9 protein-coding genes and 2 pseudogenes are annotated in these 14,309 nt (G+C 37.5%); 10 read left to right on the forward strand and 1 reads right to left on the reverse strand.

Features of this window, described 5'->3' with window-relative positions; translation table 11 throughout:
- The first annotated feature begins 229 nt into the window (after positions 1-229).
- The 7 genes and pseudogenes from SAZ04_RS14405 to SAZ04_RS14435 all read left to right on the forward strand — a co-directional run.
- On the forward strand, positions 230-1,735 hold the full coding sequence (locus SAZ04_RS14405; protein ID WP_332696276.1) for a sugar ABC transporter ATP-binding protein: 1,506 nt from the start codon (positions 230-232) through the stop codon (positions 1,733-1,735).
- A gap of 18 nt (positions 1,736-1,753) precedes the next feature.
- Positions 1,754-2,737 (forward strand): ABC transporter permease, encoded by a 984-nt coding sequence (locus tag SAZ04_RS14410; RefSeq protein WP_332696279.1) that lies wholly within the window; start codon positions 1,754-1,756, stop codon positions 2,735-2,737.
- Between the two features lie 65 nt (positions 2,738-2,802).
- Positions 2,803-3,792, forward strand: a complete 990-nt coding sequence (locus tag SAZ04_RS14415; RefSeq protein WP_332696281.1) for an ABC transporter substrate-binding protein — start codon at positions 2,803-2,805, stop codon at positions 3,790-3,792.
- 214 nt (positions 3,793-4,006) lie between these two features.
- The gene (locus SAZ04_RS14420; protein ID WP_332696283.1) at positions 4,007-4,426 is read left to right on the forward strand and encodes an RbsD/FucU family protein; all 420 of its coding nucleotides are present in this window, start codon (positions 4,007-4,009) and stop codon (positions 4,424-4,426) included.
- Between the two features lie 29 nt (positions 4,427-4,455).
- On the forward strand, positions 4,456-6,267 hold the full coding sequence (locus SAZ04_RS14425) for an L-fucose isomerase (protein ID WP_332696285.1): 1,812 nt from the start codon (positions 4,456-4,458) through the stop codon (positions 6,265-6,267).
- A 49-nt stretch (positions 6,268-6,316) separates the two neighbouring features.
- Positions 6,317-8,002, forward strand: coding sequence for a ribulokinase (locus SAZ04_RS14430; RefSeq protein ID WP_332696287.1), 1,686 nt, complete (start codon positions 6,317-6,319; stop codon positions 8,000-8,002).
- Between the two features lie 50 nt (positions 8,003-8,052).
- A pseudogene (locus SAZ04_RS14435) lies at positions 8,053-8,238 on the forward strand (MBL fold metallo-hydrolase); the annotation flags it as partial.
- 229 nt (positions 8,239-8,467) lie between these two features.
- Here SAZ04_RS14435 and SAZ04_RS14440 read toward each other — a convergent pair.
- On the reverse strand, positions 8,468-9,022 hold the full coding sequence (locus tag SAZ04_RS14440; RefSeq protein WP_332696289.1) for a cysteine hydrolase family protein: 555 nt from the start codon (positions 9,020-9,022) through the stop codon (positions 8,468-8,470).
- A 118-nt stretch (positions 9,023-9,140) separates the two neighbouring features.
- On the opposite strand from SAZ04_RS14440, the gene SAZ04_RS14445 reads away from it, so the two are divergent.
- The 3 genes and pseudogenes from SAZ04_RS14445 to SAZ04_RS14455 all read left to right on the forward strand — a co-directional run.
- Positions 9,141-9,596, forward strand: a complete 456-nt coding sequence (locus SAZ04_RS14445; RefSeq protein ID WP_332696291.1) for an Lrp/AsnC family transcriptional regulator — start codon at positions 9,141-9,143, stop codon at positions 9,594-9,596.
- 1,081 nt (positions 9,597-10,677) lie between these two features.
- On the forward strand, positions 10,678-12,669 hold the full coding sequence (gene ltrA / locus SAZ04_RS14450) for a group II intron reverse transcriptase/maturase (RefSeq protein ID WP_332696293.1): 1,992 nt from the start codon (positions 10,678-10,680) through the stop codon (positions 12,667-12,669).
- 592 nt (positions 12,670-13,261) lie between these two features.
- A pseudogene (locus SAZ04_RS14455) lies at positions 13,262-14,101 on the forward strand (reverse transcriptase domain-containing protein); the annotation flags it as partial.
- Positions 14,102-14,309 lie beyond the last annotated feature (208 nt).

The raw sequence follows: 14,309 nt of genomic DNA on the forward strand, positions 1-14,309 counted from the left end.
ATGAATGCTCTATTGGGAATGGAAAATATAGCCTGAAATTTTCCATAATAAAACTGTTCGATAAGATCAGGGAAGGTTCATATCCTACTTGGTGAAAACGGAGATGGGAAGCTGAACAGCGAATGGAAAAAACCGAAAAAATTATTCTTCTAAAATATTAATAAAAAAAGAAATCAATATAGTGAAGGTTGTGTTTTTTTATCTTAAATAAGAAAAGAAGGTGAGAAAAATGGGTAAAGCATTACTGAAAATGGAAGCGATATCAAAAGGTTTCCCAGGTGTTCAAGCTCTTTCAGATGTTAACTTTGAATTGCAGGCTGGTGAAGTTCATTCCCTTTTAGGTGAGAATGGCGCAGGTAAATCGACTTTAATGAAAATTTTAACTGGTATTTACCAAAAAGACGATGGTGAAATTACGTACCTAGGTGAGAAAGTTGATATTACAGATACGAAGATGGCACAAGATTTAGGGATAAGTATGATTCATCAAGAGTTAAACCTTATGCCTGATCTTACAGTTGCTCAGAACATCTTTATTGGTCGTGAACCTCGTAGTAAGCTGAAATTTCTTCTAAATGAAAATGAACTAAACAAGAGAACGCAAAAATTATTTAATCAGTTAAATCTTAATTTAGATCCCAAAGCATTAATTGGTGATTTAACTGTTGCTAAGCAACAAATGGTTGAAATTGCAAAGGCACTTTCTTTTAATGCGAAAATATTAATTATGGATGAACCGACTGCTGCATTGACAGATAGTGAGATCGACACTTTATTTGAAATTATTGAAAGACTTCGGAGTAAAGGCGTGGGGATTGTTTATATTTCTCATAGAATGGAAGAATTGAAACGCATTACGGATCGGATTACCATCATGCGAGATGGATCATACATAGATACAGTCATAACAAAGCATATATCGATTGATAAGATTATACAAATGATGGTAGGTAGAGCAATCTATGATAACTCCAAACCGATGATTGAGACGGGAACGGACAAAGTTATATTAGAAGTGAAAAACTTGAATAATAGAGTTTTGAAGAATATAAATTTTGAATTAAAAAAAGGAGAAATTCTTGGTTTTGCAGGGCTTATGGGGGCAGGGCGAACCGAAGTTGCTCGTGCCATCTTTGGTGCCGATCCTATTACATCAGGAGAGATTTTAATTAATAGAAAAGAAGTTCAAATCAAGGCTCCTAACGATGCTGTTAGAAATGGAATAGGTTACATTTCAGAAGATAGAAAACGCTTTGGGCTAATGGTTGATATGGATGTGAAAACCAATATTGCGATTGCTTCGATTAAAGACTTTCTAAATCCAATTGGTTGGGCTAACGATTCTAAAATTGCGAAAGTATCTAAAGAGATGGTACAAAAATTAGGAGTGAAAACACCTAGTATAAACCAGCAATTAAAATTTCTTTCTGGAGGAAATCAGCAAAAAGTCGTTATTGCCAAATGGTTAACTCGTGACTGTGATATCTTAATCTTTGATGAACCCACTCGAGGTATAGATGTAGGTGCAAAAGGAGAGATATACAAACTCCTTAACGAATTAGCTGAGCAAGGAAAGGCGATTATAATGATTTCTTCAGAATTACCGGAAGTCCTTCGGATGAGTCATAGGGTCATGGTGATGTGTGAAGGAAGAATAACTGGTGAACTTAGCTCTGAAAACGCTTCACAGGAATCTATAATGAATTTTGCTACACAACGAGTTAGCATTAGTTAAGTAAACAGGGGGGAAGAAATGAATACAATTACAACCGAAATTATGAAAAATAATAAATTGCCTTTTAAATCTGGAGCACTTCAGCAACTTCTAGCATTTGCAAGTTTAATTTTGTTAATTATTTTCTTCTCAATAGCATCTCCTAACTTTTTACAATTTTCTAATATTGTAGGTATCCTTCTTTCTACAGCAGTTATTGGGATTTTAGCATTAGGAGCAACCTTTGTCATTACAACCGGTGGAATTGATTTATCGGTTGGTACGGTTATGACACTTTCTTCTGTTATGACTGCACTTTTTGTTACGACACTTGGAGGGCCAACGATTTTAGGAGTTCTAGTAGGAATACTTACAGGTGCATTCTGTGGTTTATTGTGTGGATTAGCTATTGCAAAAATGAAAATACCTCCTTTTATCGCTACATTGGCAATGATGATGATTGCAAAAGGTATGGCACTTGTTATTTCTGGAGCATCTCCAATTTATTTTACGAATACACCTGGATTCTCCAATATTGCACTAGGAACAATTATTCCTGGAATACCAAATGGAGTCATAATCTTTTTCGGTGCAGCCATAATAGGAGCGCTTATCTTATCTAAAACGATTGTCGGTAGATATACTTTTGCCTTGGGTAGTAATGAAGAAGCAACGCGCTTATCAGGAGTTAATGTAGACAGTTGGAAGATTAAAATCTATACAATAGCGGGAGTTTTTACTGGCCTAGCTGGTGTTATTATGGCATCACGTTTAAACTCTGCACAACCAGCGTTAGGTATGGGGTATGAATTGGAAGCGATTGCAGCTGTTGTTATCGGTGGAACATCTCTTAGTGGAGGTAAAGGAACAATTATAGGAACTGTAATTGGAGCTTTAATTATGAGTGTTTTAACGAATGGCTTGCGTATTCTTTCAGTTCCGCAAGAGTGGCAAACAGTTGTTGTTGGTTTCGTTATTATACTAGCGGTATATGCTGATAACTTACGTCGAAAAAAAGCTTAGTATTATCAGATGGGTATTAACTCCTATGGAGAAATATACAAAAAATGAGAAAAGGGGAGAATGAGATGAAAAAGTTATTAACTATTATGGTTCTAGTGTCACTTATGTTCATGGCACTTACTGCTTGTGGTTCTTCAGAAGAAGGAGCAGGTACATCACAAGGCGATGTAGAGGTAGGGGAAGGTGAGCTGTTTATTCCAATTATTTCAAAAGGATTTCAACATCAATTTTGGCAAGCGGTAAGAAAAGGTGCTGAGAAAGCGGGTGAAGAGTATGGTGCTGTTATCACTTTTGAAGGCCCTGAGTCAGAATCAAATGTAGACAGACAAATTGATATGCTTAGATCTGCTCTTGATAATAAACCAGATGGAATTGGTTTTGCTGCATTAGACAGCCAAGCATCTATTCCACTTTTACAACAAGCGCAAAATAATAACATCCCAATCGTTGCTTTTGACTCTGGTGTAGAAAGTGATATTCCTATATCTACTGCAGCAACTGATAATAAGGCAGCATCAGCTTTAGCTGCAGATAAAATGGCGGAATTTATTGATGAAGAAGGTAAAATCGCCTTAATTGTACATGACCAAACGAGTATTACAGGTGTTCATCGTCGTGACGGTTTTGTAGAACAGATTAAAGCAAAGTACCCAAATATTGAAATTGTTGATATTCAGTATGGTGGTGGTGATCACTTACAATCTACTGACCTTGCAAAAGCAATCTTGTTAGCGTACCCAGATCTAAAAGGATTATATGGTGCAAATGAAGGATCAGCTATTGGTGTAGTAAATGCAGTAAAAGAATTGAATAAAGATGGGGAAGTAGTTGTTATTGGTTTTGACTCTGGTGCTTTGCAAATTGAAGCAATTAAAAGTGGTGTAATGGCTGGTGCGATCACTCAAAATCCAATTGGAATTGGTTATGAAACAGTAAAAGCAGCAGTAAAAGCAGCTAAAGGTGAGCCGGTCGAGGAATCAATTGACACAGGTTTCTTCTGGTATGACCAAAACAATATTGACGACGAAGAGATCCAAGCAGTTTTATATGAATAAGAAAAGAGCTTTCGCCAATAGTTTCTTTTCGCGAATAAATAAAAAGTTCTCCGCCAAGTATTAGCGGTACTTGGCAGGAAAAATAAAAAAAAGATATAGAATTTCATTATAGCATTAAATCCTCGATATAAAAACATTCTTAGTGATTCAGTCAGCTTTTAGGATTGGCTGTAGAATGTTTTAAATTCTATTAATTATTAGGGGTGAAAAAATCTTGTTGAAAACAGCGTGTTTACACACAGAGATTTTAAATGTGCTGTCTAAATGTGGCCATGGTGATAAAGTTTTGATTGCTGATGGGAATTATCCTATTGATTCTAATACTAGTAAATATGTAGAGAAGGTATATCTCAATTTAACTCATGGGATTCCTCTTGTTACTGATGTATTAAAAGTAATAAATGAAATGATTAAAATTGAAAAGTTAGAAGTGATGGTTCCAGGAGATAATACACCCCCGCCTATTTTTAATGATTTTAATGAGATTGTTAGTTCGGTCGATCATTTAGAAAAGCTTGGGCGTTTTGAATTCTATGAAGCGTGTAAAGAAGAAAATATTAAGTTAGCAATTGCAACAGGTGAACAAAGAATATATGCAAATATATTGTTAACGGTTGGTGTAGTACAAAAATAAATTTAAAGAATTCTATCAGGAGGAAAAAAATGAAAACTAGTAACTTAACCTTACCAATACAAAAGAATAAAAGATGGATAGGAGAATTTCCGAGGATTGGAATTCGACCAGCGATTGATGGTCGTCTGGGAGGCATTCGTGAATCATTAGAAGAAGTAACGATGAGCATGGCAACTGCTGTTTCTAAATTTCTACAAGAACAGGTTCGTTATCCGGATGGTACTCCTGTTGAATGTGTCATTGCTGATACGACAATTGGCGGTGTAGCTGAAGCAGCGAAAGCAACTGAAAAATTTAAGAGGGAAGGGGTTGACATTACGATTACCGTTACTCCTTCTTGGTGCTATCCAACTGAAACAATGGATCAAGATCCTCTTACTTTAAAAGCGATTTGGGGATTTAACGGGACAGAAAGACCAGGAGCAGTGTATTTAGCAGCAGCTTCATCAGCGCATAATCAAAAAGGGTTACCTGTTTTCAGTATTTATGGTCGAGATGTACAAGAAATGACTGATTCATCAATTCCTGAAGATGTACAAGAAAAGTTATTACAATTTACGAAAGCGGCATTAGTAGTAAGTACCATTAGAGGAAAATCTTATCTTTCTATGGGTTCTGTGTCTATGGGGATAGCAGGTTGTATTATAGATGAAGAGTTTTTTCAACATTATCTCGGCATGAGAAACGAATATGTAGATATGAGTGAATTTATTCGAAGAATGCAATCGAATATTTATGATGAAGAAGAATTTAACAAAGCACTAACTTGGGTGAAGCAACATTGTAAAGAAGGTCGTAACGTCAATCCAGTTCATCTACAAAGAACAGAGGAACAGAAAGAAGAAGACTGGAAAACAGTTGTTAAAATGACCCTGATTGCAAGAGATCTCATGGTTGGGAATCCAAAATTATCAGAAAAGGGCTTCGGTGAAGAAGCATTAGGACGTAATGCGATTGCTGCAGGTTTCCAAGGGCAACGAGCATGGACTGACTTTATGCCAAATGGAGATTTTATGGAAGCTATTTTGTCCTCATCCTTTGATTGGAATGGGATAAGAGAACCTTATATGATTTCAACTGAAAATGATACCTTAAATGGGGTAACGATGTTATTTGGGCATCTTTTAACCAATTCAGCTCAAATTTTTGCAGATGTTCGCACGTACTGGAGCTCTGAAGCGGTGAACCGAGTTACAGGTAAAGAGTTGACAGGAATGGCATCAAACGGAATCATTCATTTGATTAACTCAGGACCTGCGGCTTTAGATGGAACTGGGCAGCAACAAAAAGACGGACACCCTGCAATGAAACCGTTCTGGGAAATCTCAGAAAAAGAAGTGAATCAATGTCTAGAAGCCACAGAATGGTGTCCAGCTGTTGACTTCTTCCGTGGTGGGGGATTTTCGACTGATTACACAACTCGTGGCGAAATGCCAGTGACAATGGCACGTATTAATCTTGTGAAAGGGTTGGGACCTGTTCTTCAACTTGCAGAAGGGTATACAGTTGAATTGCCTCAAGATGTTCATGATGCATTGGATGAAAGAACTAACTCTACATGGCCAACAACATGGTTTGTTCCTAAATTAACTGGAGAAGGTGTGTTCAAAGATGTCTATTCTGTTATGTACAATTGGGGATCAAACCATTGTTCATTAAGCTATGGACATATTGGTGGGGATTTACTCACTCTTGCATCTATGCTTCGCATTCCAGTTTCCATGCATAACGTGGATGAGGAGCGTATTTTCCGTCCGAGTGCTTGGAGTGCGTTTGGAACGACAGACTTAATGGGAGCTGATTATCGCGCTTGTCAAGCTTACGGTCCTTTATATAAATAAAAGCGTAATAAAAGCAACCCTTTACAATGCGTGGAAGGAGAAGAAAAGAATGGAAAAAAAATATGTAATTGGAGCCGATTATGGTACGGAATCTGGTAGGGTGTTATTAGTTGACGTTGTGACGGGTGAAGAAATTGTCACTCATGTAACCTCTTACAAACATGGAGTTATAGATGAAGCACTACCGAATGGAAGAAGACTTGAAACGGACTGGGCGTTACAACATCCAAGAGATTATTTAGAGGTGCTTTACCAATCCGTTCCTGAAGTAATTCGCCTAGCGAATATTAATCCAAAAGATGTAATTGGAATAGGAATTGATTTTACTTCTTCCACCGTCTTACCTTTAGATCAGAATGGAAATCCATTATGCTTCCATTCACAATGGGAAGACAATCCTCATAGTTGGGTGAAATTATGGAAGCACCATGCAGCACAAAAGGAAGCAGATGACTTTACACGTTTGGCAAAAGAAAGAGGAGAGAAATTTTTAAGTCGATATGGAGGCAAAGCTTCATCTGAATGGATGTTTCCAAAAATCCTACAAATCTTAAGGGAAGCACCAGGAATTTTTGAAGAAACAGACCTCTTCATGGAAGCCTGTGATTGGGTGACGTATCGATTAACCAATAATCTTATTCGTAGTAGTAATACAAGTGGTTATAAAGCATTTTGGAATAAAGAGGAAGGGTATCCAGATGCTTTGTTTTTTAAAGCATTAGATGATCGCCTAGAGAATATTTTAGAAACTAAAATGCGTGGATCTGTTCGATCTATTGGACAAAAAGCAGGAGAACTTACAGAAGAAATGGCACAACGTTTAGGGCTTCTACCCGGAACAACCGTAGCGGTTGGAATTATTGACGCTCATGCTAGTGTTCCAGCTGTTGGGGCTGTTCGTCCTGGTCAACTGGTCATGGCGATGGGAACTTCTACTTGTCATATGTTAATTTCCGATAAAGAAGAAGTGATTGAAGGGATATGTGGAATAGTAGAAGACGGTATTATCCCAGGTTACTATAGTTACGAGACTGGTCAAGTAGCGGTTGGAGACTCTTTTGCATGGTATGTAGAACAGGCAGTACCTAGCTATGTGGCCCAACAAGCAGGAGAAGCAGGTATAAGTGTACACCAGTTATTAGAGGAAAGAGCATCTGCTTATAAGCCGGGACAGTCCGGACTCATCGCCCTTGACTGGTGGAACGGAAATCGTTCTGTCTTAGTAGATGCCAATTTATCTGGGTTACTAGTAGGTCTTACATTAGCAACAAAACCAGAAGAGATTTATCGAACTTTACTAGAAGCGACCGCATTTGGAACGAGAAAAATCATCGAAAACTTTACCGAGGTAGGGGTAAAGGTTAATGAAATTTTCGCAAGCGGTGGCCTTCCACAACGAAACAGATTACTAATGCAAATATATGCTGATATTACCAATAGGGAAATTAAAGTTGCGGATTCGAAACAAACCACAGCTCTTGGTGCCGCCATGTATGCGGCGATTGCTTCAGGTAAAGAGAATGGCGGCTACGATACGATTTTCGAAGCAGCCGAAAACATGGCAAGAGTTAAGGAAGAAACCTATGTTCCGATTCCGGAAAATGTAAGCATTTATGATGAACTTTATAAGCAATACCTAGAGCTCCATGATTATTTTGGTCGTGAAAAGTATCATATCATGCATGGCTTGAAAAGGTTAAGAAGTCTAAGTTCAGAAGTGGTATTACAGAAATGAAGAGGCGGAACGGGATTATTATATTCCTCCTTTACATGTAATCGTAAGTGAACCAACAATACAGTGTAAACGGAATAATTGGGGGAATTCATGCCCCAACGGTACTGAATATAAAAGAGGCTCGACTCTCTTTGAAGAAATACCTAGACCTCGACATTGAATCTGTGGTTTGTTACCACGGAGGATTAAGTAAGGTAAATATTAATGATCAGATTCAAAAAGTAATCTCATATTAAAATTCTAGAACATTCTTCAGCAATCGGGCGCATTTTTGGAGCAAGAAATGCGCTCTTCTTAATGAATTGGGCCAGATTCTTGAGGAACGTTTTACGTATTTCATTAGAATAATAATTGAGATTGTGAAGACTTTTACTTAAACGTGGCAGGTTTGTTAAATAACGATGCTTTATAAACAACAGCAAAAAAGGGAATTTGTTTTTTTAACAAACTCCCTTTTCTATTTAATTAGTTGTTCTGTTGTAGGAAATCCTCGGTCGAAATTACATTGGCATACATACCGTTAAGTGCGCTGACAAACGCATAATGAACCTGTTCAGCTGGAACGACCTTATCTTGATAAGATAAGTCTCTTGTCGAACATGCATCTTCAATCAGTGTAGTTTCAAAGCCTAGATCCACAGCAGCTCTAACTGTTGCATCAATACACATATGTGTCATCATACCTACGATCACTAACTTGGTTATTCCTTTTTCTTTTAATTTGCTTTCTAATTCTGTCTTTAAAAAGCTGTTAGCGAAATGTTTAATAAGAATGCTTTCGTTTTCTAATGGCAGAACAGCTTCATTTAGTTTAACTCCCTCCGTATTCGGAAGAAAGAAGCCTAACCCTGGATCACTTGCGATATGCTGAACATGAAAAATATTATCTTTGTTATTCTGTCTAAACCATTCAAGAACTTTAGCAGCATTAGCGGCTGCTTTTTCAGGATTGCTTAATTCCATCTTTCCATTTGGAAAATAGTCATTTTGAATATCGACAATGATTAAAGCTGTGCTCATTTTTTCCACCTCATTTAAAGATTCAGTATAATAAAATGATAAATAATATCTTGATTTTTCTCGATACTTTGATGAAAGACTTTTATATCAAATAATTTCACGGTGAAAGGAATTTATTATGGATATTGATCAAATTGATTTTCAGATCCTCCGGTTACTAACCGAAAATTCACGTATTCAATGGAAGGACTTAGGAGAACAAATTCATATGACTGGACAAGCAGTAGGGAATCGTATTAAAAAACTTGAGGAAAGTGGTGTAATTAAAGTCTACTCCCTTATAATCGATGAAATGAAACTAGGGCTTTCATATACAGCGTTTATCATTGTTCATATGAAAACAGCTAATCATGATGCTTTTATTCGTTTTATTAAAGGGCGAATAGAGGTAGTTGAAGCTCACCGAGTATCTGGGGAAGGCTGTTATCATTTAAAAATAAAAGTTAAATCCCAAGAACAATTAAATCTTTTTCTTAATAAACTTCTCGAACATGGAAACTATAGTTTAAACCTATCAATACAAGAGGTAAAACAACGTCACCCATTGACTGCTACAATACAATATGAATCTTAATGAAAAATACAGATTGTGAAGATTTGTACTGCGCGAAACGTTTCCTTATAAGTGCCAAAGCACAAAATAGGAGAATTGCTAATAAGCAATTACAACTGATTAACTAAAACTCGGAATGAAAACTGTCATGTTGAGCTGAAACGAGTTATCTGATCCTCCTACATGCACATAATGGTAGTAGTCAGAATGTGTATGAAGCTAGGTAAAGTCGGCTGAAATGAACCTAAGTTGCTTGCTTAGAATATGGTTTATGATAGGTCGGGATGCTACAAAATATCTATGGTGAGAATGTCCAAATGGACTGGCGAACTTGCGAATGGTGCGAGATGTTGTTCTCAAAAATAAGGCTAATAACTTTATAGGGAGAGAACGGCTCTGAGTAGCTCAAATAAAAGTTACAAAGAGAATAACTTTTTCGATGAGAGAATGAAAAGATAGGGTAACGCCTTGAAGCTTCTCCAGTAAGATACCCTAACCTCCAGTCGATTGCAGTCGGCTAGGGCAACCATAGCTGGGTAATGAAGGTTGAAACTACCGAAGTGCCGATAAGGTAACCGAAAGCCAAAGGGAGTAATAAACCCAATGGAATTGTAGTGAATACTCTCTGTCGTTTAAATATGGTGAGAATGCCGTACCAACGGCTGACGAATCTCCGAAGGTAAACCTCGACAGAAGTACGGTTTAGAAATGAATCGGGCGTGAAAATATCGCTTGTCTAAAGGATTGAAATTTTCATTCGGAGAGTAAATCCTAACGCAGTTACAGGCTGCGGAGCTAGACACGGGGAAAAGGAGACACCTAAGTTGAAACAATGATAATCGGAAAGGAACGTCGGAAGCGGTCAACGTTGCTCGTTAGAGCGAGGGGCACTTCAAGTTAAACAGGAAACGTGTAAACGAGGGAACTGTTTTTAATGACCGATGAAAGTAGTGGCACAACCGATGACGGTTCTTGTAATGAGAGAAGGAGGAACAGCCACAAGTCGAAAATTATGGAAGGAATATCTAACATTCAATCCTTGCATGGATTCTGGTGAGACTCAAAAGGTCACCTAAATTCTCGTGAAGGAAGGTGATAGACCATGAATGAAAAATCTAAGGACAGGATACTCAAGGACAATAAAAACAGGCATGCAGAATACTATGGTATGCAAGCAGTGTTTGATGAATTGTACAAAAAGTCTAACGAAGGGAAAAAGTTTAAACATCTCACGAGAATTATCACGTCAAAGGATAACATCCTTCTTGCTTACAGAAATATTAAGCGAAACAAAGGAAGTTACACACCTTCGGTGGATAGAATAACTATTGAGACGATTGAACGGATGTCCCAAGACCAACTTCTAAAGAACATAGAAAATCGTTTTAACAACTACCAGCCAAGCAAAGTTCGCAGGAAGGAAATTCCAAAACCAAATGGGAAAACGAGACCGCTCGGAATACCATCGCTTTGGGATAGACTCATCCAACAATGTATATTGCAAGTCTTGGAACCAATCTGTGAAGCTAAATTTAACACTAGAAGCTACGGTTTTAGACCGAACAGAAGTGCAGAACACGCTATCGCAGATGCAAACTTCAAGATAAACCAAACAAACCTAATGTATGTGGTTGATGTGGACATTCAAGGCTTCTTCGATGAGGTAAATCATGGGAAACTGATGCGTCAATTATGGACGCTCGGGATACAAGACAAACAGCTACTTGTTATACTACGAAAGATATTAAAGGCACCAATACAATTGGAAGACGGGACAATCGTTAACCCAACAAAAGGAACCCCTCAAGGGGGGATACTCAGTCCCATATTAGCTAACGTCAACCTAAATGAGTTTGACTGGTGGATAAGTGACCAATGGGAAACAGCGAAAACCCGACATAGCTTCAAATATAAAAACAAAGAAGGTAGAACAGGTAGAGACAATAGAGCATTGAAGAAAACAAAGTTGAAGCCAATGTACATGGTACGTTACGCAGATGATTTCAAAATCTTCACAGCCACACGAAGCAACGCAGAGAAAATATTTAAAGCTGTGCAAATGTGGCTAGAAGAGCGCCTAAAGTTACCAATCTCAAAAGAGAAATCAAAGGTAACAAACTTAAAGAAGCAAAAAAGTGAATTCTTAGGGTTCACGCTTAAAGCAACTAAAAAAGGCAAAACGAAAACAAGTGCAACGAAGTACGTGGTGGAAACACACATGTCCCCAAAAGCAATAAAAACAGCGAAAGCGAAACTAGCTGAGCAAATTAAAAAGATACAAAAAACCCCTAACAGCTCAAACTGCATTAAGGAAATCGCAAAGTACAACAGCATGATAATTGGGATACATAATTATTATGAAATCGCTACGCATGTGAACCTAGACTTGAAAAGAGTAGGTTACGATCTGCAGAAACAAATGTACAACCGATTTCCAAAAAGCAAGCCGAACAACAAGTATACAAATGGTTTTACTAGATATGGGGAATATAGGGGCAAAGACAAAGGGATAGCGAAGTATACTAAACGAGAGAACAACTATATTCGATACCTCATGAAAAGTCCAATCCTTCATCTAGCTGATATTAGAAATAAAAATCCAATGATGAAACGTAATGCCATCAACAAGTACACTGAAGAAGGACGAAAGTTAATTCATAGGAACCTAACAAACGTATCCGAAACAGAACTTAAATGGTTACGAGAACACCCTATACTAATAGGTAGAGCGACGGTAGAATACAACGACAATCGCTTGTCGCTTTATGTGGCTCAGAACGGAAAATGTTCGGTAACTGGCGAGCAGTTAGATTTATTAGACATGCGTTGTCATCATAAGATACCGTGGCATATAACACATGATGACAGCTACCAAAATTTAACGTTAATTAAATCAGAAGTTCACAAACTGTTACATGCAACAAAATCAGCAACAATAAGGGCTCTCCTGAAAAGACTAAATCTGAATAAAAAAGCCATTGAAAAACTGGATAAATTAAGAGTGTTAGTGGGGAACAATTGTATCAATGAAAAAGAAAATAATCTAGATATTTTCAACAATGAAGTTAGATATGAACAACTAACGTTGTTCTAAATACAAAAAGAAAAAATACAAGGTCCAGAGGGAAAATCATGATTGAATGAGAAAGAAAACATAATTTTCGAGGAAGCGCCGTGTGAGGTGAAAGTCTCACGCACGGTGTGGGACGGGGGAAAGCTGAAAAGAGAATGGAACTCGCAAGAGTTTTACACTCAGTAGGTTACCTATCGTTATTACGGGTCTAGAAACTAATACGCTCGAAAGACGTATACTGCGAACGCAGTGTCAAACACCGAAAAGTACGAGTAGTGTATAGGAACTTCGGGATATCTAACAAATGAGGATATAGAGTTGACAGGCTTAAAGTGAGCACCTACGGATATATGTAAAGCTAGGTTAATCGGAACGTTGTAAGTAAGAAACATCCACTTTAAACGACTACTATCGGGATGGCGTCTATAAGATAATATCTTTATCGAAATGACTTTATTCTTGCGAAAGTAGGGACACAGTACCGTTGAAGCGTGTAACGAACGTGGAGGGATAGTCCCAAGTCTTCTCTTTGAAAACTAACTTAACTAAATGAAACTCACAGGGTCGAGTAAGATGATGGGATTTTCCGCAAGGAAGGAGAAACAATCCATCAGTGAGTACAACGCTACGACATACCGAATACTACAATATGCAAGATATACTTGATGACCTCTACGAACGAAGCAGAAACAACGCTACAAAAGGTCTCAGACTTTATGAACATATCATATCGAAAGAAAATATCTTATTAGCCTTTCGAAATATTAAAGCGAATACAGGTTCAAAAACAGCGGGAACTGATGGCATCACAATTGATAAATATAAGATTGAAAACGTTGATGTATTTATTGAGGAAATTCGAAAAATATTAAAGGATTATAAACCCCAAACGGTACGAAGGGTTGAAATACCTAAACCAAATGGTAAAAAACGTCCACTAGGAATTCCAACTATGAGAGATAGATTAATTCAACAGATGTTCAAACAAGTATTAGAACCAATATGTGAAGCCAAATTTTATAACCATTCATACGGTTTTAGACCAAACAGGTCAACCCATCATGTAATGGCTAGATGTCAGTTCCTAGTCAATAATGTGAAGCTGCATCATGTAGTAGACATTGATATAAAAGGTTTCTTTGATAACGTGAGTCATTCAAAGTTAATAAAACAAATGTACAGTATAGGCATACGGGACAAAAGAGTATTAACGATTGTCTCGAAAATGCTAAAGGCACCAATAAAAGGTGTAGGTGTCCCAACTAAAGGAACTCCGCAAGGAGGAATCCTATCTCCCCTTTTATCTAACATTGTTCTAAATGACTTGGATTGGTGGATAGCTAATCAATGGGAATGCTTAAAAATGAAACATTCTTATGCACCTAATAGTAAGACAAGAGCGTTAAAGAAAACCGACCTCAAACAAATGTATATCGTTAGATATGCAGATGACTGTTTTTGTCAATATTAAATTGAGCCATTGCGATCACTTCAAAAGTGAGCCACTTTCGGAATTTAGATTTCCATAAGTGGGTGTATTTGGGAGTTGGGGGTTGTTTGCCCCGGGGGGGGGAAGAACCCCCACAACCCGCCCCCGTTTTATAAACCAGATAAATTTATTGTTTTTGGTTCAAAAATTTGCAGAATAGATAAAATGGTGC

The sequence above is a fragment of the Halalkalibacter lacteus genome (genome assembly GCF_036663595.1).
In the GTDB taxonomy this organism is placed as follows: Bacteria; Bacillota; Bacilli; order Bacillales; family Bacillaceae_D; genus Halalkalibacter; species Halalkalibacter lacteus.

Coding starts and splice junctions, on each gene's coding strand:
- ltrA (WP_332696293.1), top strand. CDS start 10,678: ATGAATGAAAAATCTAAGGACAGGATACTCAAGGACAATAAAAACAGG.
- SAZ04_RS14430 (WP_332696287.1), top strand. CDS start 6,317: ATGGAAAAAAAATATGTAATTGGAGCCGATTATGGTACGGAATCTGGT.
- SAZ04_RS14445 (WP_332696291.1), top strand. CDS start 9,141: ATGGATATTGATCAAATTGATTTTCAGATCCTCCGGTTACTAACCGAA.
- SAZ04_RS14425 (WP_332696285.1), top strand. CDS start 4,456: ATGAAAACTAGTAACTTAACCTTACCAATACAAAAGAATAAAAGATGG.
- SAZ04_RS14440 (WP_332696289.1), bottom strand. CDS start 9,022: ATGAGCACAGCTTTAATCATTGTCGATATTCAAAATGACTATTTTCCA.
- SAZ04_RS14405 (WP_332696276.1), top strand. CDS start 230: ATGGGTAAAGCATTACTGAAAATGGAAGCGATATCAAAAGGTTTCCCA.
- SAZ04_RS14410 (WP_332696279.1), top strand. CDS start 1,754: ATGAATACAATTACAACCGAAATTATGAAAAATAATAAATTGCCTTTT.
- SAZ04_RS14415 (WP_332696281.1), top strand. CDS start 2,803: ATGAAAAAGTTATTAACTATTATGGTTCTAGTGTCACTTATGTTCATG.